The sequence below is a fragment of the Micromonospora sp. NPDC005367 genome, assembly GCF_040606825.1.
Taxonomy (GTDB): domain Bacteria; phylum Actinomycetota; class Actinomycetes; order Mycobacteriales; family Micromonosporaceae; genus Micromonospora.
Window position 1 is genome coordinate 114,666 of the sequence record NZ_JBEXFP010000014.1, and the last position, 21,512, is coordinate 136,177.

The following is a 21,512-nucleotide window of genomic DNA, read 5'->3' on the forward strand; positions in this document are numbered from 1 at the left end:
GACATCCGGCGTACGGTTGCCGGGTGAGTCTGGAAGACATTGAACTGCCCCGCACCGAGGACGAGTGGCGTGTCCGGCTGACTCCGGAGGAGTTCCGGGTGTTGCGGGAGGCCGGCACCGAGCGACCGTTCACCGGCGAGTACGTCGACACCAAGACCCTCGGGGTCTACCACTGCCGGGCCTGCGGGCTCGAACTCTTCTCCAGTGACACGAAGTTCGATTCGCACTGCGGCTGGCCCAGCTTCGACGACGCCATCCCCGGCCGGGTCAAGGAGATCGAGGACCGCACCCTCGGGATGGTCCGTACGGAGATTCGCTGCGCGCGCTGCGACAGCCATCTCGGGCACGTGTTCCGGGGCGAGGGTTTCACCGACAAGGACACCCGGCACTGCGTCAACTCGGTCTCCATCCGTCTCGAACCCCGCTGAGCGGTGGCCGACGTGAGTCGGCCACGCACCGGTTCATCGGACGCCGGCAGGTCGGCCCGTGATGAGCCGCACCTCGGCGGTACGGGACTGCTCGATACGCCGGGCGAGGTCGCGTACCCGCTCGTCGGTGCCGGCGGTCAGGTGCGCGCGGGCCAGGTCGGCTGCCGCCCGCTGGTGTTCGGCGAGCACCTCGCGTAGCACGCGGTCGACCTCGGTGCCGGTGGCGTCACGCAGCCGGGCCAGGTCGGCGGCGGACAGGCCGTGCCCCGAGTGGTCGTGCCGGTGCCGGTCCGCCACCGGACCGGCCGCTCGCAGCCAGGCGCGCATGGTGGCCAGTTCGTCGGTCTCGGTCGCGCCGATCGCGGCGACCAGCGTCCGCAGTTCCTGATCGGAGATCCGGTCCCGGGTCAGCCGGACCATCTCCAGGGTCTGCTCGGTGTGCGCCGCCATCATGCCCAGGAAGATCAGGTCGAGCCCGCTCGGCGTCCGCGGCGCGGCGTGATCGGGTTCCGGTACCGCGGTCGCCGGCGGCGCGGGCGGATCGGGCGCCGGGCCGGCCGCACATCCAGTGGCCAGCAGCACGGCGACGAGCGGCGCCGCCACGGTCAGCCGGGTCATGTCGCTATCCCACGTCGGGACGGCACGGGTACGGGCACGGCTCGACGCTGGGACGCCGGCCGTGCCCGTGCGGTCAGATCTGGCTCCACAGCGCGGGCACCTTCGGCGGTTCCCAGCCGGCGATGGCGGTGTGTGCCTGCCGGCAGCGGTACGTCGATCCGCCGTAGGTAACCTGATCGTCGACCTGGTAGGCCCGGCCCGCCGTCCAACTGCCGCCCGACGCGGGTGGCGGGGTGGGCCCGGGGGTCGTCGGAGTCGGCGTCGGGGTGGGTGTCGGTGTGGGCCCGGGCCCGCCACCTGCGCCGATCTGGAGGTCGACGCAGGAGTAGAACGCGTTGGCGGTGTCGGCGATGTTCCAGATGGCGAGGAGCTTGTGCCGTCCGGAGAAGCCACTCAGATTGACGGTGTGGGACACCGTCGCCCCGGGCTGCTGGCCGTTGCCGTTGACGACGGCCACCCGGGTGTTGCCGATGTAGTACTCCCAGTTGCTGGTGGCGTGCCGGGCGGTGTTGATCCAGGTGAACGTCACCGTGCTGCCGACCGAGGTGGCGGGCCAGCCCCGGCTGTCGTCGTTGAGAACTGCGAATTGGGCGATGTTGGCGTGGCAGTTGCGCAGCCCCTTCGGGCCCTCGACGCTCTGCGGCTCGTACTTGATCTGCCCGCAGTCCGGGACCCGGTTCTGCGCGCAGAGCGCCTGCCGGCTCGGTGGCGACGACACGTAGCCGTGGGCCTGGGCCGGGGCCGCGACGGCGAGCGAGGACAGGACGGCGCCCGCCGCCACGACCGGGAGGGTGATCCTTCGACGCATGTGGCACCTCCGCGGGGTGATGAAGATGCCATCAACATAAATTAAACTTTGTTAACTGTAAAGACTCTCATCGATGCATTGGGAAGGTTTGCCGAGGTCTCAGATCACCAGGGTGCAGCCCCGCTCGTCCACCCGGTCGGCCGTGTCGTCGTCGAGCCAGACCCCGCCGGTGGCCAGATAGCGGAACCGGTACTCCCCCGGGCGCAACCGCACGGTCACCGTCCGGGTGCCGTCGCGCCGTGGGACGAGCTCGTGCCGACCCGGCTCCCAGTCGTTGAAACTGCCGACCACGCTCACCGCTCCGGGCGGTGCGTCCCGGGGCAGGCAGAAGGTGACCCGGGTCTGGTTGCCGAAGAGCCTGCTGCGCTTGATCACGAGGTACCTCCAGGGGCTCAGGGCGGTCTACCAGGCACAACGGGCGACACGCGGGAGCCGACACGCCGCCGACGGCGACGCTGAAAGCGGCATTCCTCCTGCCCCCGCCACCACCTTGGCGCACTCTGAAGGCAACTGTCCTGATACGGGAGGTTTCCATGGCGACCTGCGAGGTCTGCGGCAACGACTACTGGATGGCGTTCGAGGTGCGTACGGTCAGCGGTGACACGCACACCTTCGACAGCTTCGAGTGCGCGATCCACCGGCTGGCGCCGATCTGCGAGCACTGCCAGATCAAGATCATCGGCCACGGGGTCGAGGTCAACGGCCGATTCTTCTGCAGTGGGCACTGCGCCCGGGCGGTCGAGGGCGCGCAGGGCGCCGAGATCCGCGACGCGGTCGGCGTACGTCCCGCCTGACGCGCGCCCACGGTACGGTCTAGCGATGCGGCCTTTCCTGGGCGTCCTGCCTCCCCCGCGCTCCTGACCGGAGCGCGCCGCCCCACGCCGACCGATTGACCCGGATCGGCCATATCGCTGTGCGCTCCGCCGACGTCGTCCCCCGTCAGCGGCTCACCCTTTCGGAGCGCACACATGCCCGCTTCCCGCACCGCGCCGGCCTCCCGACCGGCGCCGGTCACGCCTGCCTCGCCCGTCCGCACCGGACTGATCCAGATCACCGTCGCCGGGGTGCTGTGGGGCACCACCGGGATCGTCGTGCACGTCGTGCACGAGACCACCGGTCTGAACCCGGTCAGCATCGGCTTCCACCGCCTCGCGATCGCCGCGCTCGTCCTGTCGGCGGTCGCCGCCCCACGACTGCGGCCGACGCTGGCCGCCCTGCGCGCCGCGCCGCTGCCGCTGCTGGCGACCGGGGTCGGGCTCGGCATCTACCAGGCGCTGTACTTCGCGGCGGTCGCGTTCGCCGGAGTCGGCGTGGCCACGCTGGTCAGCATCGGTCTGGCCCCGGTGCTCGCCGTGGCCTGGGAGTCGCTACGGGCCCGCCGGCTGCCCGGCCCGTTCCGGCTGGCCACACTCGCGGCCGCGGTCGCCGGACTCGCGCTGGTCACCGGGGCTTCGGCCGAACCCACCTCGGCGGCGCCCCGACCGCTGCTGGGGCTGCTCGCGGCGGCCGGGTCCGGCCTCGGGTACGCCGCGACGACCCTCGTGAGCCGGCACGTCTCCCGAACGACCCCACCGATGACGCTCACCACCATCTCCACCGTGATCGGCGCGCTGACCCTCGCCCCGTTCGCCCTGTCCGCAGGGCTGACCGTGCCGGCCCGCCCGGACGTCGTGGCGCTGCTGCTGCACCTCGGGTTGGTCACCACCGCGCTGGCGTACGTGCTGTTCAACGCCGGGCTGCGAACCGTCGAGGGCAGCGTCGCCGCGGTGCTCACCCTCGTGGAACCGCTGACCGCCGCGGCGCTCGCCGTCGTGCTCCTCGGCGAGCCCCTGCCGCTCCCCGTGCTCACCGGCGGGGTGCTGCTTCTCACTGCGGTGGCCGCCACGTACCTGGCTCCGGTAGCCGGTGGACCTACGATCGCAGGATGCCTCCGCAGACGATCGAGGTCCGCACCGCCGCGTTCCCGGACCTGACCACCCGCACGTTCCACGACCTGCTCAAACTGCGGATCGACGTGTTCGTGGTGGAGCAGAACTGCCCGTATCCGGAACTCGACGGCCGCGACGTCGAGCCGGGCACGCGGCATCTCTGGCTCACCGACGGCGGCACTCCGCTCGCGTACCTGCGCATCCTCGCCGACCCGGGTGGCGTGGCCCGGATCGGCCGGGTGGTGGTGGCCACGCACGCCCGCGGCGGCGGGTACGCCGGCCGGCTGATGACCGAGGCACTGGCCCTGGTGGGCGACCGGCCCTGCGTGCTGGAGGCACAGTCGCACCTCGTCGGCTTCTACGCCCGGTACGGCTTCACGGTCAGCGGCCCCGAGTACGTCGAGGACGGCATCCCGCACACCCCGATGCGCCGCGCCACGGATGGGAAACAGGTGGCGTAAAAGGCGAACCGGCACGAGCATGCCTACCATGATCGACATCAGGCTGCTCACCCCCGACGACTGGAAGCTCTGGCGCGAGGTCCGCCTCGCCGCGCTGGCCGAGGCCCCGTACGCGTTCGGCTCCCGGCTCCGCGACTGGCAGGGCGACGGCGACCGCGAGGAGCGCTGGCGGTCCCGCCTGGAGATCCCCGGTTCCCACAATCTCGTCGCCGAGCTCGGCGGACGACCGGTCGGCCAGGCCAGCGGCGTCCCCACAGCCACCACCGGAGTCGCGGAACTCATCTCGATGTGGGTGCGCCCGCAGGCCCGCGGCCACGGCGTCGCGGACGCACTGGTGGACGCCGTGGCCCGGTGGGCACGACAGACCGGCAACGACCGGCTGCGGCTGACGGTGATGGCGGGCAACGAGCGGGCCGCCAGGCTGTACCGGCGCCACGGCTTCGTGCCCACCGGTCAGTTGGGCGACCTCATGCCCGACGGCGTGCGGCGGGAACAGGTGATGGCCCGGGACCTGCGCGGATCGTGACCCGCGCGCGCCGCGACCTGCACGGCCCTCGACCTGCGCGGGTCGCGGGTCAGCGGGCTTCGGGGCCGGGTGCCCTCTCCGGGTCACCCCATCCGGACGCTGTCGACCTGCCCCAAAAGCGCGTCGGCTCAGACCAGGCAGTTGACGATCTCGGCGATCGACCGGCGGCGACCGGTGTAGAACGGCACTTCCTCGCGCACGTGCCGACGTGCGGCGGAGGCGCGCAGGTCGCGCATCAGGTCCACGATCCGGTGCAGCTCGTCGGCCTCGAAGGCGAGCATCCACTCGTAGTCGCCGAGGGCGAACGAGGCGACCGTGTTGGCGCGCACGTCCGGGTAGCCGCGGGCCAGCCGGCCGTGCTCGGCGAGCATCTCCCGCCGCTCCGCGTCCGGCAGCAGGTACCACTCGTACGAGCGGACGAACGGGTAGACGCACAGGTAGGCGCGGGCCTCCTCGCCGGCGAGGAACGCCGGGATGTGGCTCTTGTTGAACTCGGCCGGCCGGTGCAGGGCCATCTGCGACCAGACCGGGGTCATGCTCCGGCCCAGGGTCGTACGGCGGAAGCGCAGGTACGCGTCCTGCAGCGCGTCGCTGGACGCGGAGTGCCACCAGATCAGCAGGTCCGCGTCGGCGCGCAGGCCGGACACGTCGTACGTGCCACGGATCGTCACGTCCTTGCCGGCCAGCTCCTCGAAGAGCGCCTCGACCTCGGCGGTGACGTTGTCGCGCAGGGACGGCAGCGGGCTGCTGGCCCGGAACACCGACCACATGGTGTAGCGGATGGTCTCGTTCAGCTCCCGCAGCCGGGCCGCGTTCGTCTGCTCGGTCATGTCCCCGATCCTCCCAATGCACTGATGATCTCGTCGGCCGCCGTCTCGCCGGAGCGGACGCAGACCGGGATCCCGACCCCGTCGTAGCCGGCCCCGGCCAGGGCCAGGGTGGGATGGTCGGCGCGCAGCGCGGCGCGCACCGTGGCCACCCGGTCGGTGTGTCCCGGTGCGTACTGCGGCAGCGCGCCGCCCCAACGCTGCACGTGCCCGTCGACCGGCGCGGGCAGCGGCGTGCCGAGCACCGCGGACAACTCCCGGTGCACGGTCGCGGCCAGGTCCTCGTCCGGGCGCTGGAGCTGCGCCTCCTCGCCGTACCGGCCCACCGAGGCACGCACGAGGGCCAGCCCGTCCGGGCGGCGCAGATGCCCCCACTTGGTGGTGAAGAAGGTGGACGCTTTGATCAGCAGCCCTTCGGTGCCCGGCACCAGGAGCCCGGAGAGCTCCGGCAGCCGCGGCTGCGGCAGGGCCAGGGTGACCAGCGCGACGCTGGCGTAGTCCAGCTGCCCGACGACGCCCGCCAGCTCGGTCGCCGGCCCGGCGAGCAGCCTCGCCGCCGCACGTGCCGGCACGGCGAGCACCACGGCGTCGACCTCGACGTGTTCCGGGTCACGGGTCGGGCCGACGGTCAGCCGCCAGCCGGACGGCGTCGGATGCAGTTCGCGGACGGTCGCGTCCTGGCGGATCGTCGCGCCACTCTCGCGCACCGCCGCGGCCACCAGGGTGCCGAGCCCGCCGACCAGGCTGCCGAAGACCGGGACGCCCGGTGCGCGCGGCGCGGCGGCCTGCGCGGCACGGACCGCTCCGACCAGGGTGTGCTCGACCTGGGCGGCCCGGGCCAGCGCCGGCATCGTGGTCACCAGCGACAGGTCGTCGGCGCGGCCGGCGTACACCCCGCCGAGCATCGGGTCGACCAGTCGGTCGACCACCTCGTCGCCGTAGCGCTTGCGGACCAGCGAGCCGACGCTCACATCCTCGTCGGAGCCGAGCAGCGGGCGGCCCTCGTCGCGGTCGCCCGCCGCGTCCGGCTTGGCCACCGCCGCCACCTTGTCCAGGTCGCCGGGTACGCCGACCAGCGTGCCGCCCGGGACCGGGCGCAGCCCCCCGTCGACGACGAGCGCGGCCTGCCCGACCGTGGGGTGGACGATCCGCTCGGTCAACCCGAGCCGGCGGACCAGCGCGACCGCGGCGGACTCCCCACCGGCCGGGTCGCGCATCAGGAAGGACTCGGCGCCGAACTCCACCGGCTGGCCGGCCAGCTCGCCGGTACGCAGCTTGCCGCCGAGCGTGCCGGACTGTTCGTACACCGTGATCTCGGTGCCCTCGGGGGCGTTGTCGCGCAACCGGACGGCGGCGGCCAGCCCGGCGATCCCGCCACCGACCACCGCCACTCGCGCCGGACGTCGCATGCCGCTCAGCCCCGCTCGACCAGGCCGGCGGTGAGCTCGTGCACCAGCGCGACCACTCGCGTCAGCACGTCCGGGTCGGTCTCCGGCAGGACGCCGTGACCGAGGTTGAACACGTGCCCCGGCGCGGTCCGGCCCTGCGCCAGCACGCGACGCACCTCGGCCTCGACGACCGGCCACGGGGCGAACAGCACCGCCGGGTCGAGATTGCCCTGCACTGCGCGCTCCGGCCCGATCCGGACGGTCGCCACGTCCAGCGGCGTACGCCAGTCGACGCCCACCACGTCGGCGCCGGCCTCGCCCATCGCGGCGAGCAGTTCGCCGGTGCCCACCCCGAAGTGGATCCGCGGCACGCCCGCGTCGGCGAGCCCGGCGAGCACCGTCGTCGAGTGTGGCAGCACGTACCGGCGGTAGTCCGCCTCGGAGAGCGCGCCCGCCCAGGAGTCGAAGAGCTGCACCGCGGAGACCCCGGCCGCCACCTGGACCCGCAGGAACGCCAGCGTGATCTCGGCCAGCCGGCTGCAGAGCGCGTGCCACAGCTGCGGATCGCCGTACATCAGCGCCTTGGTCTTCGCGTGCGTGCGCGACGGCCCGCCCTCGACCAGGTAGCTGGCCAGGGTGAACGGCGCGCCGGCGAAGCCGATCAGCGGGGTGTCGCCCAGTTCGGCGACGAGCATCCGGACCGCCTCGTCCACGTACGGGACGTCGTCGCGGCCGATCGGACGGATCCGTTCGACGTCGGCGGCGGCGCGTACCGGCTCGGCCACGACCGGCCCGGTGCCCGGCACGATGTCGAGCTCGACCCCGGCCGCGGCGACCGGCACCACGATGTCGCTGAACAGGATCGCCGCGTCCACACCGTGCCGGCGTACCGGCTGGAGGGTGATCTCGGTGACGAGGTCGGGGCGTCGGCAGGACTCCAGCATCCCCACGTTCGCGCGGATCTCCCGGTACTCCGGCAGGGAGCGGCCGGCCTGGCGCATGAACCAGACGGGGGTGTGCGGCCCGGCCTGGCGGCGGCAGGCCCGGACGAAGGGCGAGTCGCCCGGTCCGGTGGGGGCGGTGTCTCCGTCTCGGGTCGCGATGCCCGTGCTGTCCGTGCTCATCGCGGCAATCGTGCCACGCGCCACGACACCCCCGTCGGGCCCGCCCCCACTTTGTGACCCGTTCCCGGCCGCGCGGTTCCGCCGCCGTACGCCGCCCCCGTGTCGGCGCGCCGTCGCGGCGGGCGGGGGCGCGGCGGCATAGGCTGCCGACATGGCCCCCCCGATCGCGCCCCCGGAGACCTTCGCCCGCGCGGTCGCCGGGCTGCGATCCGCGACACCCCGTCCCGAGATCGTGCTGGAGGAGGTCGGCGCACCGAAGCGGCTCGCCCCGTACGCCTTCGCGCTCGCCGCCGGCGTGCTGCGCGACGAGGACGAGGTGGCCACCGGGCGGCTGATCCTGCTCCACGATCCGGCCGGGCACGAGGCGTGGCAGGGCACCCTGCGACTGGTCACGTACGTGACCGCCGAGCTGGAGGTCGACCTGGCCGCCGACCCGCTGCTGCCGGGGGTCGGCTGGACGTGGCTCACCGACGCGCTCGACGCCCAGGACGCCGCACACCGCGCCATCGGCGGGACGATCACGCAGACCATGTCGACACGCTTCGGCGAGTTGGCCGGGCCGCCCGCCGTCGGCGACATCGAGATCCGCGCCTCGTGGACGCCGGTCGACGACGACCTCACCCCGCACGTGCTGGCCTGGTGCGCGCTGCTGGCCTCGACGGCCGGGCTGCCACCACCCGGGGTGACCGCGCTGCCGGGGCGTCGCCCCGCCGGCGCGGCCTGACCCCGTACGGGCGGCGTCAGAGGTAGTTCTCGGCCTCGTCGCAGACCTTGTCGAGGCCGCTCATGGCCTTGTCGTACGCGCCCTTGTCGTTGGCCGCAGCCGCAGCCAGCGCGGTCGTCAGCTTGTCCAGGCAGCTGGCGATGACCTTCTTCTGCCGGGCCTGCTCGTCACGGTCGTTACGGGTACCGGTGAGGTCCTGCTCGGTGTCGGCCAGCTTGTCCTGCACGCCCTGCAGGTCGGTCTTGAGCTTCTGGATCTCCTGGGCGTTCGTGGCGATCGTGCCGTCGCGCTCGCTGACCTGGGCGGAGAGGCGCCGCTCGGTCCGGTCCAGTTCGTTGTTCTTGGTGACGTAGAGGCCGGTCATCACGCCGCCGAGGACGAAGAGCAGGCCGGCCACCAGGGCCAGAACCAGGACCGCCCGCCCCTTGCGGGCTGCCGGCGCGGGCTGCCCGTACGGCGGCATCGAACCGGGCGGCGCGGACATCGGCGCGCCGTAGTAGGGACCGGCGGCCGGCGGCACCGACATCGGCTGGCCGACTCCGGGGCCGGAGACCGGCGGCGCGGAGACCTGACCAGCGTACGGCGGTACGCCGGCGGGCGAGACGTACCCGCCCGGGGCGGGCGGAGCGGAGAAGGGCTGCGTCGGAGCGGCCTGGGCCGGGATGGGTTGGGTCGGCGCCGTGGGCTGGACCGGCGGCATGGGCTGGGTCGGCTGCCCGGCGCCGTGGGGCGCGGGCTGCTGCGGGAACTGGGGGTTGCCGTCGTACGGCGGTTGACCGGGCACGGCCGGGGGCTGCGCCGGGTCCGGCGGGGGGTAGCCCTGCGGCCCGGTCGGTGGTTGGGTCATCTCTCCTCCAAGTGAGCCGATCCGGCGTGACGGATGCCACCGGACCTCCAGTGGTACGACGGCCGGTCAACAGGACCCGGCCGGTTGTCGGCAGGGGTGGCCGAGGCGGGACAGGGCTCGGCGCAGCCCGGGCACGGCGGTGGTCGCCGCCCGGTCGGCACGGCGCGGCGGTCAGCAGATCTTGAAGCCGTCGCAGGCGATCTTGATCGGCACGGCGAGGCCGATGCCCTCGGCGTCGCGGGCCTTGGCGGTGGCGATCCCGACGACCTGCTTGCTGCCGTTCACGACCGGGCCGCCCGAGTTTCCGGGATTGATCGGCGCATCGAACTGGATGACCGGCCCGGAGCCGTCCTGTGCGTCGCGGAACGCGCTCACCACACCGGTGGTGACGCTGTCCTCCAGCCCGAGCGGCGCGCCGACCACGACGATCTGCTGGCCGGACTTCACGGCGTCCGGCGCGGCCGTCAGGCCGGTGAACCGACCGGTGGTGCGCAGGTGGGCGATGTCGTTGGTCTTGTCGACCTTCACGATCGTGGCCGGGAAACGCTGGTCGGTGCGTTCCAGGAAGACCTCCCGGTCGCCGGCCTCCCAGACCGCCTCCACCACGTGGAAGTTGGTGAACAGGTTCGTGCCGCCACCGGCGGCCGGCTTGCCGATGGCGAACGCCGTACCGGTGAACTGCCCGGCGCGGACCCGGAACACGCTGGGCAGCACGGCACCGGCGACCGCCTCCGAATTGAACGTGGCCCCGGCCTGCTGCTCCAGCGCCCCGGCCCGCTTCTCCAGGCCGTCGAGGCGGGCGCGGTCGTCGCCCTGGGCCTCGGCCAACCGCCGGTCGGTGTCCGCGAGCCGGTCGGTGAGCCGGTCGATCTGGTACGCCTGGAAGCCCGCCAGCCCGGCCAGCAGCAGCACGACCAGCGCCGCGACGAGGCTGGTCCAGCGCCGACGGTGCGCTCCGCTCGGCGGCACCGCCGGCTGACCCGGGTGCGCTCCGGCGCCGGCGGGCCAGGCCGGTCCGCCGGGGGGCAGCGGCCCGGCCGGGAAGTACGGCCCGGAGGCCCCGGACGGCGGCGCTCCGGCCGGTCCGTAGGGCGCCGGCGCGGCGGGATCGGCGGACAGGCCCAGCGTCGGCGCGCCGGGTTGAGTCGGAACGGGGCCGCCCGGCTGCACCGGTCCGGCCGCGCCCGGCGGGAACGGAGCGGCGGCCTGCGGCTGAACGGGCAGGCTGGGCTGGAACGGGTTGGCAGCCTGCGGCGGAACGGGCGGGCCGGACTGGAAGGGACCAGCGGCCTGCGCCGGAACGGGCGGGCCGGACTGGAACGGCGCTGGAGCGCCGGGCGCGGGCCAGGCGGGCGCCGGACCGTACGTGGGCTCGATCCTGGGCGGCAACGGTCCGGGACGACTCGTCGTGGGGCGCTCCGCCGACTCGTCGACGCCGTGCCCCACCGGCTCTCCCTCCGCCGGACCGTGCCCACCGGCACCGTGACCAACCGAACCGTAGCCATCCGTCATGATCGCCACGCCCTCCCCGTTGAAGCCTTGCCGCCACCCGCGCCGGTACGGTCCAACGACCCGGCGGGCGGCTCGATGGACCGTACCGGCGCGGTCGGGGTTTGTCTCCCCCGTTGTCCGTACTCAGATCACCGTCTGCGGCATCCGGCGGGCGCACACGCCGACCGGCTGCACCCGCCGGTCCGCCGGGCGCACTAGGGTTGTCAGGTGACCGACGAACCACCCCTGCGCCGTCGGGCCGCCGAAAGCCGTCCGGGCGACGCACCGCACCACCCGCCGTCAGTTCAGCCGGAACCGGCGGACGCGGGCAACGACCCGACGGCCGGTGGCCCCGAACTGCTGACCGCGCCCCGTGAGGGCACCCCGCAACCGGTGGCCACCCCGGAGGAACTCGCCGAGGTCGTCGCCCGTTTCGCCGCAGGCAGCGGCCCGGTCGCCCTGGACGCCGAACGCGCCTCGGGCTACCGCTACAGCCAGCGGGCGTATCTCGTGCAGCTGCGCCGCGCCGGCGCCGGCACCGCCCTGATCGACCCGCTCCCCCTGTCCGACCTGACCACGCTCGACGAGGTGATCGGCGAGGCGGAGTGGGTGCTCCACGCGGCCAGCCAGGATCTGCCCTGCCTCGCCGAGGTGGGGCTCCGGCCGCGCCGGCTGTTCGACACGGAACTGGCCGCTCGGCTGGCGGGCTTCGAGCGGGTCGGCCTGGCCGCGCTGACCGAACAACTGCTGGGGTTCAGCCTCGAGAAGCACCACTCGGCCGCCGACTGGTCGAACCGGCCGCTGCCCGAGTCGTGGCTGACCTACGCTGCGCTCGACGTGGAGCTTCTCGTCGACCTGCGGGACGCGCTCGACGCGGAGCTGACCCGGCAGGGCAAGTCGGAGTGGGCGGCGGAGGAGTTCGCGGCGCTGGTCCGTACCGGCGCCCGGCCGCCGCGGGTCCGCGCCGAGCCCTGGCGGCGTACCTCCGGCATCCATCGGGTGCGGGGGGCGCGGGCTCAGGCCCGGGTCCGGTCGATGTGGTACGCGAGGGACCAGATCGCCGCACGTCGGGACGCCGCGCCGGGTCGCGTACTGCCGGACTCGGCGATCATCGCGGCCGCGGAGCTGGACCCGAAGGACGAGAAGGGCCTGCTCACGCTGCCCGGCTTCGGCGGCCGGTCGGTACGTCGGCTGGCCCGTACCTGGCTGGCCGCGCTGCAGGACGCGCGGCAGCTGCCCGAGGACGCCCTCCCGGTCGCCCCGGTGGTCGAGGGCCCGCCGCCACCGCACCGGTGGGCCGAGCGGGATCCGGTGGCCGCGGCGCGGCTGGCCCGGTGCCGGGAGGTGGTGCTGCGGATCTCCGGGGAGCATCGGCTGCCCGCCGAGAACCTGATCGCCCCGGACTCCATACGCCGGCTGGCCTGGGTGCCGCCGGAGGAGGTCACCGAGACGACGGTCGGCGAGACGCTGCGCGGTTTCGGCGCGCGCGAGTGGCAGATCGACCTGCTCGCCGTCGACCTCACGGCCGCCCTCACCGGTCCACCTCCCAGCACGACCACGGTGACCGAGTGATCGTGGGGTTGGCGGTGGTTCTGTAGATCGAACTCGCCGCCAACCCCACGATCGACGAGAGGTGGCCGGCTCCGGGGCCGGGCGGAACCGCTCGGGCGGACGGTGTGGGGTGTGCCACACGGGGCGCGGTGCCAGGGTCGGTTACTGACAAGTAGCATCCGAGGAACCACGCCCGTGCCGGCGACCTGTTCGGTCCGTGCTGCCACCTGTCGGCGCGGAGGCCGAGTCATGGTCGAAAAGGAGGCTCAAGTGCCCCGTGAAGTTCGGGATGTCGTCTTCGTCGACGGCGTCCGCACCCCGTTCGGCAAGGCGGGTGGCATGTACGCCAACACCCGCGCCGACGATCTGGTGATCCGCTGCATCCGCGAACTCCTGCGACGCAACCCGCAGCTGCCGCCGGAGCGGGTCGAGGAGGTCGCGATCGCCGCCACCACCCAGATCGGCGACCAGGGCCTCACCATCGGCCGGACCGCCGCCCTGCTGGCCGGCCTGCCCAAGACGGTGCCCGGGTTCGCCATCGACCGGATGTGCGCCGGCGCGATGACCGCGGTGACCACTGTGGCCGGCGGCATCGCCATGGGCGCGTACGACGTCGCGATCGCCGGCGGCGTCGAGCACATGGGTCGCCACCCGATGGGCGAGGGCGTCGACCCGAACCCCCGGATCCTCGCGGAGAAGCTGGTCGACCCGTCCGCGCTGGTCATGGGCGCCACCGCGGAGAACCTGCACGACCTGGTCCCGCACATCACCAAGGAGCGCACCGACGCCTTCGCGCTCGCCTCGCAGCAGAAGACCGCCAAGGCGTACGCCAACGGCAAGCTCCAGGGTGACCTGGTGCCCGTCGCGGTGCGCGACCCCGAGAGCGGCTGGGGTCTGGCCACGGTGGACGAGGCTCCACGGGACACCTCGATGGAGAAGCTCGCCACCCTCAAGACCCCGTTCCGCCCGCACGGCAAGGTGACCGCGGGCAACGCGGCCGGCCTGAACGACGGCGCGACGGCGAGCCTGCTCGCCGCCGAGACGACGGCCCGCGAACTGGGCCTGCCCGTCGCCATGCGGCTGGTGTCGTACGGCTTCGTCGGGGTGGAGCCGGAGGTGATGGGCGTCGGCCCGATCCCGTCCACCGAGAAGGCGCTGCGCATCGCCGGCCTGACCATCGACGACATCGGCCTGTTCGAGCTGAACGAGGCGTTCGCCGTGCAGGTGCTGGCGTTCCTCGACCACTTCGGCATCGCCGACGACGATCCGCGGGTCAACCAGTGGGGCGGCGCGATCGCCGTCGGCCACCCGCTCGCCTCCTCGGGCGTACGACTGATGACCCAGCTCGCCCGGCAGTTCGCCGAGCACCCCGAGGTCCGCTACGGCCTCACCGCCATGTGTGTAGGCATCGGCATGGGCGGCACCGTGATCTGGGAGAACCCACACTGGACGGAGTCCAGCACGCCGGCTCAGCGGGAGGGTGGAGACAAGTGAGCGCGCTCGCCGCACCGAACGAGGTCGTCACCCGGGCGCTGCTGCGCCAGGTGAACGTACCGGGGCTGGACCGTCCCGCCGCACTGATCACGCTGGACAACGGTCTCGATCACACCAAGCCGAACACCTTCGGCCCGGCCGGCCTGACCAGCCTGGACGAGGCGATCACCGCCGCCCTCGCGGCGAACCCGGCGTTCGTCGCGGTCACCGGCAAGCCGTACATCTTCTGTGTCGGTGCGGACATCACCGGCCTGCCGCTGCTCGCCGACCGGGAGCAGGCGCTGGAGATCGGCCGGCTCGGCCACCGGGTCTTCGCCCGGCTCAGGGACAGCAGCGTGCCCACGTTCGCGTTCATCAACGGCGCGGCGATGGGCGGCGGCCTGGAGTTGGCGATGCACTGCCACTACCGGACGCTCTCCGGCGGCGCGGCGGCGCTCGCCCTGCCCGAGGTCTCGCTCGGCCTGGTACCCGGCTGGGGCGGCACCCAGCTGCTGCCGAACCTCATCGGCATCCCGGCGGCGACCCAGGTGATCGTCCAGAACCCGCTCATGCAGAACAGGATGCTCAAGCCGAAGCAGGCTGCGGAGATGGGCATCGCGGACGTCCTGCTGGAGCCGGCCGACTTCCTGGAGCGCTCGCTGGAGTGGGCCGCCGGCGTGGTCCGCGGCGAGGTCACCGTCACCCGACCCGAGGTGGACCGGGCCATGTGGGCCGGCGTGCTCTACTTCGCCCGGCAGACCCTCGACCAGCGACTGCACGGAGCCGTTCCCGCGGCCTACCAGGCCCTGGACCTGCTCGACACGGCGAAGGACGCCGACTTCGCCACCGGCACCGCCGCCGAGGACGAGGCACTGGCCGACCTCATCTTCTCCGAGGAACTGCGCAGCGGCCTGTACGCGTTCGACCTGGTGCAGCGGCGCGCCAAGCGCCCGGCCGGAGCACCCGACAAGGGCCTGGCCCGCCCGGTCACCAAGGTGGGCATCGTGGGCGCCGGCCTCATGGCGAGCCAGCTCGCTCTGCTGTTCGCCCGTCGGCTGCAGGTGCCGGTGGTGATGACCGACCTCGATCAGGCCCGGGTGGACAAGGGCGTCGGATACGTCCACACCCAGATCGAGAAGGCCGTCACCAAGGGCCGGATGGACAAGCGCACCGCCGCCAAGCTGTACGGGCTGGTCAGCGGCGCGCCGAAGGCAGAGGCGTTCGCCGCGGCGACGCCGGGCCAGCGCACTTCGTTCGCTGACTGCGACTTCGTGATCGAGGCGGTCTTCGAGGACCTGGCCGTCAAGAGGCAGGTCTGGGCCGAGCTTGAGAAGGTCGTCGCGCCGGAGGCCGTACTCGCCACCAACACCTCCAGCCTGTCCGTCACCGCGATGGCCGAGGAGCTGGAGCACCCGGAGCGGGTCGTCGGGTTCCACTTCTTCAACCCGGTCGCGGTGCTGCCGCTGCTGGAGATCGTGCGGGGCGAGCGCACCGACGACGCCACGCTGGCCACCGCGTTCGCGGTCGGCAAGCAGCTGAAGAAGTCGTCGGTGCTGGTGAAGGACGCTCCGGCGTTCGTCGTCAACCGGCTGCTCACCCGATTCCTCGGCGCCGTCTTCGCGGCTGTGGACGCCGGTACCCCGCTGGACGTGGCGAACAGCGCACTGGATTCGCTGGGCCTGCCGATGCGCCCGCTCGCCCTGCTCCAACTGGTCGGCCCGGCCGTCGCGTACCACGTGGGCGGGACGCTGCACGCCGCGTTCCCGGACCGCTTCGGGGTCAGCGAGAACCTCAAGCGGATCGCCGACTCCGGCCATCCGATCATCGTCGACGACGAGGTGAACCCGGAGGTGGCCAAGCTGCTGGTGGTCGGCGACGCACCGCTGGACGCCGAGCAGGTCCGGCAGAACGCGCTGGACGCGCTGGCGCAGGAGATCCGGCTCATGCTCGACGAGGGCGTGGTGGCCGAGGCGCAGGACATCGACCTGTGCCTGATCCTCGGTGCCGGTTGGCCGTTCCACCTGGGCGGGATCACCCCGTACCTGGACCGGACCGGCACGTCCGAGCGCGTCACCGGCCGACGCTTCCTCCCCCGCGGGGCGGCCAGCCTGCCCGCCTGACCCGCCGCTCCCCCCGGAGAGCGCGGTGGCCGACAGCGTCCGTCCGGACGCCCGGCCGCCGCGCTCTTCTGCCTGCCGGCTTTCGGGGCAGCGAGCGCGGACCGGGCGTGGATAACATCACGCGTCCCGCTTCTCTCACGGGAGCTGCCCGATGTCGTACCCGCCGGCTGATTCCTATCCCCCGGTTCGCGCAATCGCGGCGGCCGGTCAACGCCCCGCGGCGGGCTTCGCCCCACCCCGACCGTCCGCTGCCGCGGGGGCGCCCGGGACGGCGTCGGCCGAGGGCAGCCGTACGGTCACCTCGAGACCACCGCCGGGCTGGGCCAGCGCCTGCACGGTGCCGCCGTGCGCGTCGCAGACCGCCCGGACGATCGACAGTCCCAGCCCGGATCCCCGCGCGCCGGTACGCTCCCGCCCACCTCGGCGGAACGGCTCGAAGAGTCCGGGCACGTCCGCCGGATCCACCTCGAACCCGGTGTTGCCGACCACGAGCCAGGAGTGCCGCCCATCGGTGCCGGTATGCACCCAGAGCCGCCCGTGCAGATGGTTGTAGCGGACCGCGTTCTCGATGAGGTTCCCGGCCAGCCGGTCGAGCAGCCCCGGATCGCCGACGACGGATGCGGTCTCCAACGACGTCTGCACCCGCAGCCCGATCCGCTCCATCTCGCGGCGCATCGCCGAGAGCGCGTTCGCGGTCCCGCCGGCCAGGTCGCACTCGGTACGCCGGCCGAGCCGGCGGCCGGCCTGCGCCTCGCTGCGGGCCAGCACCAGCAACGCGTCGACCAGCCCGTTCGCCCGTTCGGAGGCGTCCCGGACGACGGTCGCCATCCGGCGGTACTCGGCGATGTCCGCCTCGTCGTCGCTGAGCGTCACGTCGATCTCGGTACGCATCACCGCGAGCGGCGTACGCAGCTCGTGCGAGGCGTTCGCCACGAAACGCTTCTGCGTCTCGAACGCGGCGGCGATGCGGTCCAGCATCGCGTCGAACGTCTTCGCCAGCTCGGCCACCTCGTCGTCGGCGCCCGAGTAGCCGATGCGCTGGTCGAGGGTGGCCTCGCCGAGCCGCTGCGCGGTGGCGGTGACCTGGTGCAGCGGGCGCAGCGTACGGCCGGCCACCGCGTACGCCCCGGCCACCCCGACCACGCTGATCGCCAGCAGCGCCACCAGGCCCTTGACGAGCAGCTCGCCCGAGGAGATGTCGACCAGCTGCCGCTGCCACTCGCCCGCGTCGACCGTACGACCGTCGGCGAGCACCACGGTGCTACCGGGCAGCAGTTCGTCGGTCGGGCGCAGCGCGTCGCGTACCAGCAGCCAGGCGAGCAGCACGAGGATCGCGCCGGCGCCGACCAGCAGCACGCCGTTGAGCAGGGTGAGGCGCAGCCGCAGAGTCGGGCGCGGCCGGAGCCGCCGCAGCCGCCGGTCCGCGTCGGCGCTCCCGGTGGCGGTGGCGGCGAGCCCCGTCATGCTGCCACCTCGGCCGTCCGGTAGCCGGCACCCACCACCGTCTCGATCAGCGGCGGATCGCCGAGCTTCTTGCGCAGGGTCATCACGGTGACCCGGACGATGGTGGTGAACGGGTCCGTGTTGGCGTCCCAGACCCGCTCCAGCAGCTCCTCGCTGGAGACCACCGCGCCGCGCGCCTTCAGCAGTTCGCGGAGCACGCCGAACTCCTTGTTGGTCAGGTCGATCGGCACACCTGCCCGGGTGGCGACGCGCCGTGCCGGGTCCAGCACCAGGTCGGCCAGGGCGAGCACCGGTGGGGCGGCCGGCGTGGCCCGCCGGGCGAGCGCCTGCACCCGGGCGACCAGTTCGTCGAAGGCGAACGGCTTCGGCAGGTAGTCGTCGGCGCCGAGTTGCAGGCCCTCCACCCGGTCCGCCACCGTCCCGCTGGCGGTGAGCATCAGCACCCGGGTCAGGGTGTCCGAGGCCGCCAGCTCGGCGCAGATCTGGTCGCCGTGCACACCGGGCAGGTCGCGGTCCAGCACCACCACGTCGTAGCGGGTCACGAAGGCCAGTTCGTGCCCGGTGTCACCGTCGTAGGCGACGTCGACCGCCATGCCCCGTTTGCGCAACCCGCGCGCGATCGCGTCGGCGAGGTTGCGCTCGTCCTCCACCACCAGTACCCGCATGCCGATCTCCTCGCTGCCGACCTCCCGACAATCTAGGGCCTGGCGCAAAGATCCCGGCGGGCCGCCGTTGCCGGGGACCGTCGGCGTACGCGATGCTTCCGGCATCCGGCACAGCGACGAACGGACGGCACCATGAGCACAGCAGCCCCGCCCCGGACCCGGGACATCGCCTACCGCGGGTTCCGCCTCCCCGTTGAGCAGGGCTCCGGTGCCACCGAGGGGCTGCGCGGGGACGCGCGCGGGCTGCTGATCGCCGAGCCGGCCGGCGTCCGGCCCGGTCCGCCGGGCGACGAGCGGCGGTACGAGTGGGGAGCGTGGACGTCACCGCCGGTGCCCACCGGCTTCGCCGTCGGCGAGGTGGTCCCGTCGTGGACCGCGGAGACCCCTGACGGCTGCTGGATCGAGGTGGAGCTGCGCGGCTGGCACGGGGACACCCCGGCGACCGGCTGGTACCTGCTGGGCCGCTGGGCGGCCGACGACCGGACGGTGCCCCGCAGCTCGGTGCCTGGCCAGCGCGACGGGGCCGCCCGGGTGGACACCGACACGCTGGTCGTCGGCGAGGCGACGGTCAGCGGCTGGCAGTTGCGGGTGACGCTGCTCCGACCGGCCGGCAGTGGACTCGGCCCGGTGTTGCGTACGGTCGGCGCCGTCGCCACCGGCCGGCCGGACGCGGATCCCCCGGCGGCGGACGCGGCTCACGTGCCCTCCTCGACGACGGACCGGCCCACCTCTGCGGCCCGCGGTCCGGGCAGGGTGCCGGGTGTAACCGGCGCGGACCGGCCCAGCGACGCCTGGGGCGTCGTGCTGGACGTGCCCCGGTACTCGCAGCGGCTGCACGGCGCGTACCCGCACTGGGGTGGGGGTGGCGACTCCTGGTGCAGCCCCACCTGCACCTCGATGGTGCTCGCGTTCTGGAACGCCGCCCCGCCCGCGCAGCGGTACGCGTGGGTCGACCCGCCCGGCCCCCGCCCGGTGGTGGTGCACGCCGCCCGGCACTGCTACGACCACGCCTACGGCGGGGCCGGCAACTGGTCGTTCAACACCGCCTACGCCGGCCTGCACGGGGTGGACGCCTTCGTCACCCGGCTACGGTCGCTGGTTGAGGCGGAGGCGTTCATCGCCGCCGGTATCCCGCTGGTGGTGTCCGCCGCGTTCCGCGCGGGCGAGGTGCCCGGGCTGGAGTACGACACCCGCGGGCATCTGATCGTGCTGGTCGGCTTCACCTCCGACGGGGATCCGGTGCTCAACGATCCGTACGCCCCGGACGACGAGGCGGTACGCCGGACCGTGGACCGGGAGCGCTTCGAGCTGGTCTGGCAGCGCGGCAGCGGTGGGATGGCGTACGTCGTCCGTCCGGCGGAGGTGCCGCTGCCGCCGGCGCCCGACCAGGCCAACTGGTGAACGGCGCGCCGGGGCAGGTCGTTCAGGGTTTCAACCGCCACAGTCCGAACCCGCCCGCCGGCTTCCGGCAGGCCAGCTGGTAGCCGATGCTCTGACAGTTCCCGGAGGCGTCGGGCAGCACGTCGAGCGGTCGGGCTGCCCCGGCGGCCAGGTCCAGTTCGGCGACGAGCAGCCCTCCGCCCGGTCGCGGCCGGACACCGATGATCGGCCCGCCGGCGTCCGCGGGTGTGACCAGGTCCCACCGGCCCAGCTGTCCGCGTACCGCGCCGGTGACCGGGTCGAGCACCGCGAGCTCCGCTCTGCTGTCGTTCCCGACCGCGACCACCAACCCCGCACCGGTCGAGATGGCGATCCAGCCGGCGCCCGTCCAGAGCTGGCGACCGGTGGCCGGATCGACCGCCCGGAGGTCGCCGGAACGGCCCTGGAAGCAGAGGACCGGCCCGCACTCCGACGAGTAGGCGGCACCGTCGAGTTCGGTCCGCCAACGCCGGTCCAGCCGGTCCAGGCCGTACGCGGTGACCGTCGTGGACCCGCCGCCGAGCGTGACCAGCAGGTCCCCGACCACCTGCGCACCCATCTCGAGGCCCTCGGTCGGCTCGCGACCGTCGGCGGAGTTCCACAGATCCGCCTCCGCCAATACCACTCCGGTGCTCGCGTCGCGTACCACCACCCGACCGTCGGCTGTGCTGTGCACCAGCCGGTCGACACCGGACCCGTTGAATCGGAAGGTGAGGTACCCCGTCGGTGTGTCCGCCCGCCAGCGCACCCGGCCGCAGCAGCTGTCCACCACGCGCAGCGTCCCGCCCCGCTCCACGTCGCCCGTCTCCAGCAGCAGGCCGCCGCCACTGACCGGCAGTGGAGATCCCGGCTGCTGCCACCGGGATTCACCGGTGGCCGGATCCAGGGCGATGGTCACGGTGCCCGGCGGGTCACCCTCGGTGGCCTCGTAGCCGGCGACCAGCAGCATTCCGTCCCGCAGCGACATTCCCCAGTACCGCCCCCGCACCGGCAGCGGCACCTGCCAGATCCGCTCGCCCCCCGGCAGCCGGTACGCGTCCAGCCGGCGCTGGGAACCGTCCGAGCCGGTCGGTTCGACCACCAGGTACAGATCACCGGCGATCAGTGCCTCGGAACCGAGAGCCGCCGGCAGGGAGAGCACCTCACGCCGCGGCAGCGGAACTCCGGAGACCAGGGTGGCCAGCAGGAGCAGGAGCACCAGCGCGCCGCGCAGCGGCCGACCGGCGGCCCGCGGCGGCCGGGGCAGCGGCTCCTCCGGCTCGGCGCCGTGCCGCAACTCGCCGAGGTCGATGACGCGGTCGCTCACTCCGACCACCGCCGGACCTCGAACGACGCGCCGGCGGTGCGCTGGCAGATCAGCGTCGGACCCGCGCCGGCTCTGCGGCTGCCAACCGCACCGGTGATCACGTCCAGGGTGCGGACACCCGCAGCCGCGAGATCGAAGGTCGGCACGAGCAGCGAATCGAAGGCTGTCCACAGCGGACGCCGGGCCACCCGCAGCCGGGACCGGGACGGGCCGAGGCACGGGCCTGGCTCCTCGCACAGCTCACCGAGATCGATGGTTGCCAACGTCACCCTCCTTGTCGTCCGCAGCGCGTGGCCTCTACCCGGCAAACCGGCCGTCGCCGTGCCTGCCCGGCAAATGCCCCG

22 protein-coding genes are annotated in these 21,512 nt (G+C 73.4%); 10 read left to right on the forward strand and 12 right to left on the reverse strand.

What is annotated here, in order from left to right; all coding sequences use genetic code 11:
- The first annotated feature begins 23 nt into the window (after positions 1–23).
- Positions 24–428, forward strand: coding sequence for a peptide-methionine (R)-S-oxide reductase MsrB (gene msrB, locus ABZS42_RS12960; RefSeq protein ID WP_355144695.1), 405 nt, complete (start codon positions 24–26; stop codon positions 426–428).
- Between the two features lie 33 nt (positions 429–461).
- Here the strand turns inward: msrB and ABZS42_RS12965 are convergent, their stop codons facing one another.
- The 3 genes from ABZS42_RS12965 to ABZS42_RS12975 form a co-directional block, all read right to left on the reverse strand.
- Positions 462–1,046, reverse strand: a complete 585-nt coding sequence (locus ABZS42_RS12965; protein ID WP_355144697.1) for a DUF305 domain-containing protein — start codon at positions 1,044–1,046, stop codon at positions 462–464.
- 73 nt (positions 1,047–1,119) lie between these two features.
- Entirely contained in the window at positions 1,120–1,854 is a 735-nt protein-coding gene (locus ABZS42_RS12970; RefSeq protein ID WP_355144699.1) for a lytic polysaccharide monooxygenase, read from the reverse strand.
- 99 nt (positions 1,855–1,953) lie between these two features.
- Complete coding sequence (locus ABZS42_RS12975) at positions 1,954–2,229, reverse strand: isoamylase early set domain-containing protein (RefSeq protein WP_355144701.1); 276 nt, start codon at positions 2,227–2,229, stop codon at positions 1,954–1,956.
- Positions 2,230–2,387: 158 nt separating this feature from the next.
- Here ABZS42_RS12975 and ABZS42_RS12980 point away from each other — a divergent pair, with 158 nt between their 5' ends.
- From ABZS42_RS12980 to ABZS42_RS12995, 4 genes are all read left to right on the forward strand, one after another.
- Complete coding sequence (locus ABZS42_RS12980) at positions 2,388–2,648, forward strand: Prokaryotic metallothionein (RefSeq protein WP_355144703.1); 261 nt, start codon at positions 2,388–2,390, stop codon at positions 2,646–2,648.
- A gap of 174 nt (positions 2,649–2,822) precedes the next feature.
- Positions 2,823–3,827, forward strand: coding sequence for an EamA family transporter (locus ABZS42_RS12985; protein ID WP_355144705.1), 1,005 nt, complete (start codon positions 2,823–2,825; stop codon positions 3,825–3,827).
- Positions 3,779–4,243: a GNAT family N-acetyltransferase gene (locus tag ABZS42_RS12990; RefSeq protein ID WP_355144707.1), complete on the forward strand. Its 465-nt coding sequence runs from the start codon at positions 3,779–3,781 to the stop codon at positions 4,241–4,243. Before ABZS42_RS12985 ends, ABZS42_RS12990 begins: the two co-directional genes overlap by 49 nt.
- Before the next feature lie 28 nt (positions 4,244–4,271).
- Complete coding sequence (locus ABZS42_RS12995; protein WP_355144709.1) at positions 4,272–4,769, forward strand: GNAT family N-acetyltransferase; 498 nt, start codon at positions 4,272–4,274, stop codon at positions 4,767–4,769.
- A gap of 128 nt (positions 4,770–4,897) precedes the next feature.
- Here ABZS42_RS12995 and hemQ read toward each other — a convergent pair whose 3' ends face one another.
- The 3 genes from hemQ to hemE are packed head-to-tail and all read right to left on the reverse strand — an operon-like array spanning position 4,898 to position 8,108.
- Positions 4,898–5,599 carry a hydrogen peroxide-dependent heme synthase gene (hemQ, locus tag ABZS42_RS13000; protein ID WP_355144711.1) on the reverse strand — a complete coding sequence of 234 codons (702 nt, stop codon included), beginning with the start codon at positions 5,597–5,599 and terminating at the stop codon, positions 4,898–4,900.
- Complete coding sequence (gene hemG / locus ABZS42_RS13005; RefSeq protein ID WP_355144713.1) at positions 5,596–7,005, reverse strand: protoporphyrinogen oxidase; 1,410 nt, start codon at positions 7,003–7,005, stop codon at positions 5,596–5,598. The genes hemQ and hemG overlap by 4 nt, the downstream gene beginning before the upstream one ends.
- A gap of 5 nt (positions 7,006–7,010) precedes the next feature.
- The gene (gene hemE / locus ABZS42_RS13010) at positions 7,011–8,108 is read right to left on the reverse strand and encodes a uroporphyrinogen decarboxylase (RefSeq protein WP_355144715.1); all 1,098 of its coding nucleotides are present in this window, start codon (positions 8,106–8,108) and stop codon (positions 7,011–7,013) included.
- Between the two features lie 151 nt (positions 8,109–8,259).
- Between hemE and ABZS42_RS13015 the strand changes: the two genes are divergently transcribed.
- On the forward strand, positions 8,260–8,832 hold the full coding sequence (locus tag ABZS42_RS13015; protein WP_355144717.1) for a DUF3000 domain-containing protein: 573 nt from the start codon (positions 8,260–8,262) through the stop codon (positions 8,830–8,832).
- 16 nt (positions 8,833–8,848) lie between these two features.
- On the opposite strand, the gene ABZS42_RS13020 is transcribed toward ABZS42_RS13015, so the two are convergent.
- Together ABZS42_RS13020 and ABZS42_RS13025 are read right to left on the reverse strand one after the other, a co-directional pair.
- Positions 8,849–9,679 carry a hypothetical protein gene (locus tag ABZS42_RS13020; protein WP_355144719.1) on the reverse strand — a complete coding sequence of 277 codons (831 nt, stop codon included), beginning with the start codon at positions 9,677–9,679 and terminating at the stop codon, positions 8,849–8,851.
- A 171-nt stretch (positions 9,680–9,850) separates the two neighbouring features.
- Complete coding sequence (locus ABZS42_RS13025) at positions 9,851–10,903, reverse strand: trypsin-like peptidase domain-containing protein (protein ID WP_355144755.1); 1,053 nt, start codon at positions 10,901–10,903, stop codon at positions 9,851–9,853.
- A gap of 495 nt (positions 10,904–11,398) precedes the next feature.
- On the opposite strand from ABZS42_RS13025, the gene ABZS42_RS13030 reads away from it, so the two are divergent.
- The 3 genes from ABZS42_RS13030 to ABZS42_RS13040 all read left to right on the forward strand — a co-directional run bounded on the left by ABZS42_RS13030 (position 11,399) and on the right by ABZS42_RS13040 (position 16,314).
- Positions 11,399–12,742 (forward strand): ribonuclease D, encoded by a 1,344-nt coding sequence (locus ABZS42_RS13030; RefSeq protein ID WP_355144721.1) that lies wholly within the window; start codon positions 11,399–11,401, stop codon positions 12,740–12,742.
- 249 nt (positions 12,743–12,991) lie between these two features.
- Positions 12,992–14,215 carry an acetyl-CoA C-acyltransferase gene (locus ABZS42_RS13035; protein ID WP_355144723.1) on the forward strand — a complete coding sequence of 408 codons (1,224 nt, stop codon included), beginning with the start codon at positions 12,992–12,994 and terminating at the stop codon, positions 14,213–14,215.
- Positions 14,212–16,314, forward strand: coding sequence for a 3-hydroxyacyl-CoA dehydrogenase NAD-binding domain-containing protein (locus ABZS42_RS13040; protein WP_355144725.1), 2,103 nt, complete (start codon positions 14,212–14,214; stop codon positions 16,312–16,314). Before ABZS42_RS13035 ends, ABZS42_RS13040 begins: the two co-directional genes overlap by 4 nt.
- A gap of 207 nt (positions 16,315–16,521) precedes the next feature.
- On the opposite strand, the gene ABZS42_RS13045 is transcribed toward ABZS42_RS13040, so the two are convergent.
- The gene (locus tag ABZS42_RS13045; RefSeq protein WP_355144727.1) at positions 16,522–17,778 is read right to left on the reverse strand and encodes a HAMP domain-containing sensor histidine kinase; all 1,257 of its coding nucleotides are present in this window, start codon (positions 17,776–17,778) and stop codon (positions 16,522–16,524) included.
- Complete coding sequence (locus ABZS42_RS13050) at positions 17,775–18,443, reverse strand: response regulator transcription factor (protein ID WP_355144729.1); 669 nt, start codon at positions 18,441–18,443, stop codon at positions 17,775–17,777. The genes ABZS42_RS13045 and ABZS42_RS13050 overlap by 4 nt, the downstream gene beginning before the upstream one ends.
- A gap of 132 nt (positions 18,444–18,575) precedes the next feature.
- Between ABZS42_RS13050 and ABZS42_RS13055 the strand changes: the two genes are divergently transcribed.
- Positions 18,576–19,844 (forward strand): C39 family peptidase, encoded by a 1,269-nt coding sequence (locus ABZS42_RS13055; RefSeq protein WP_355144731.1) that lies wholly within the window; start codon positions 18,576–18,578, stop codon positions 19,842–19,844.
- 22 nt (positions 19,845–19,866) lie between these two features.
- Here ABZS42_RS13055 and ABZS42_RS13060 read toward each other — a convergent pair whose 3' ends face one another.
- Both ABZS42_RS13060 and ABZS42_RS13065 read right to left on the reverse strand, forming a co-directional pair.
- Positions 19,867–21,168, reverse strand: a complete 1,302-nt coding sequence (locus ABZS42_RS13060; protein WP_355144733.1) for a PQQ-binding-like beta-propeller repeat protein — start codon at positions 21,166–21,168, stop codon at positions 19,867–19,869.
- Positions 21,165–21,431, reverse strand: coding sequence for a hypothetical protein (locus tag ABZS42_RS13065; protein WP_355144735.1), 267 nt, complete (start codon positions 21,429–21,431; stop codon positions 21,165–21,167). Before ABZS42_RS13065 ends, ABZS42_RS13060 begins: the two co-directional genes overlap by 4 nt.
- Positions 21,432–21,512 lie beyond the last annotated feature (81 nt).

Bases quoted from the DNA above. Each gene is read 5' to 3' on its own strand.
- ABZS42_RS12965 (WP_355144697.1), bottom strand. From the start codon at position 1,046: ATGACCCGGCTGACCGTGGCGGCGCCGCTCGTCGCCGTGCTGCTGGCC.
- ABZS42_RS12970 (WP_355144699.1), bottom strand. From the start codon at position 1,854: ATGCGTCGAAGGATCACCCTCCCGGTCGTGGCGGCGGGCGCCGTCCTG.
- ABZS42_RS12980 (WP_355144703.1), top strand. From the start codon at position 2,388: ATGGCGACCTGCGAGGTCTGCGGCAACGACTACTGGATGGCGTTCGAG.
- ABZS42_RS12985 (WP_355144705.1), top strand. From the start codon at position 2,823: ATGCCCGCTTCCCGCACCGCGCCGGCCTCCCGACCGGCGCCGGTCACG.
- ABZS42_RS12990 (WP_355144707.1), top strand. From the start codon at position 3,779: ATGCCTCCGCAGACGATCGAGGTCCGCACCGCCGCGTTCCCGGACCTG.
- ABZS42_RS12995 (WP_355144709.1), top strand. From the start codon at position 4,272: ATGATCGACATCAGGCTGCTCACCCCCGACGACTGGAAGCTCTGGCGC.
- hemQ (WP_355144711.1), bottom strand. From the start codon at position 5,599: ATGACCGAGCAGACGAACGCGGCCCGGCTGCGGGAGCTGAACGAGACC.
- hemG (WP_355144713.1), bottom strand. From the start codon at position 7,005: ATGCGACGTCCGGCGCGAGTGGCGGTGGTCGGTGGCGGGATCGCCGGG.
- hemE (WP_355144715.1), bottom strand. From the start codon at position 8,108: ATGAGCACGGACAGCACGGGCATCGCGACCCGAGACGGAGACACCGCC.
- ABZS42_RS13015 (WP_355144717.1), top strand. From the start codon at position 8,260: ATGGCCCCCCCGATCGCGCCCCCGGAGACCTTCGCCCGCGCGGTCGCC.
- ABZS42_RS13020 (WP_355144719.1), bottom strand. From the start codon at position 9,679: ATGACCCAACCACCGACCGGGCCGCAGGGCTACCCCCCGCCGGACCCG.
- ABZS42_RS13045 (WP_355144727.1), bottom strand. From the start codon at position 17,778: ATGACGGGGCTCGCCGCCACCGCCACCGGGAGCGCCGACGCGGACCGG.
- ABZS42_RS13050 (WP_355144729.1), bottom strand. From the start codon at position 18,443: ATGCGGGTACTGGTGGTGGAGGACGAGCGCAACCTCGCCGACGCGATC.
- ABZS42_RS13055 (WP_355144731.1), top strand. From the start codon at position 18,576: ATGAGCACAGCAGCCCCGCCCCGGACCCGGGACATCGCCTACCGCGGG.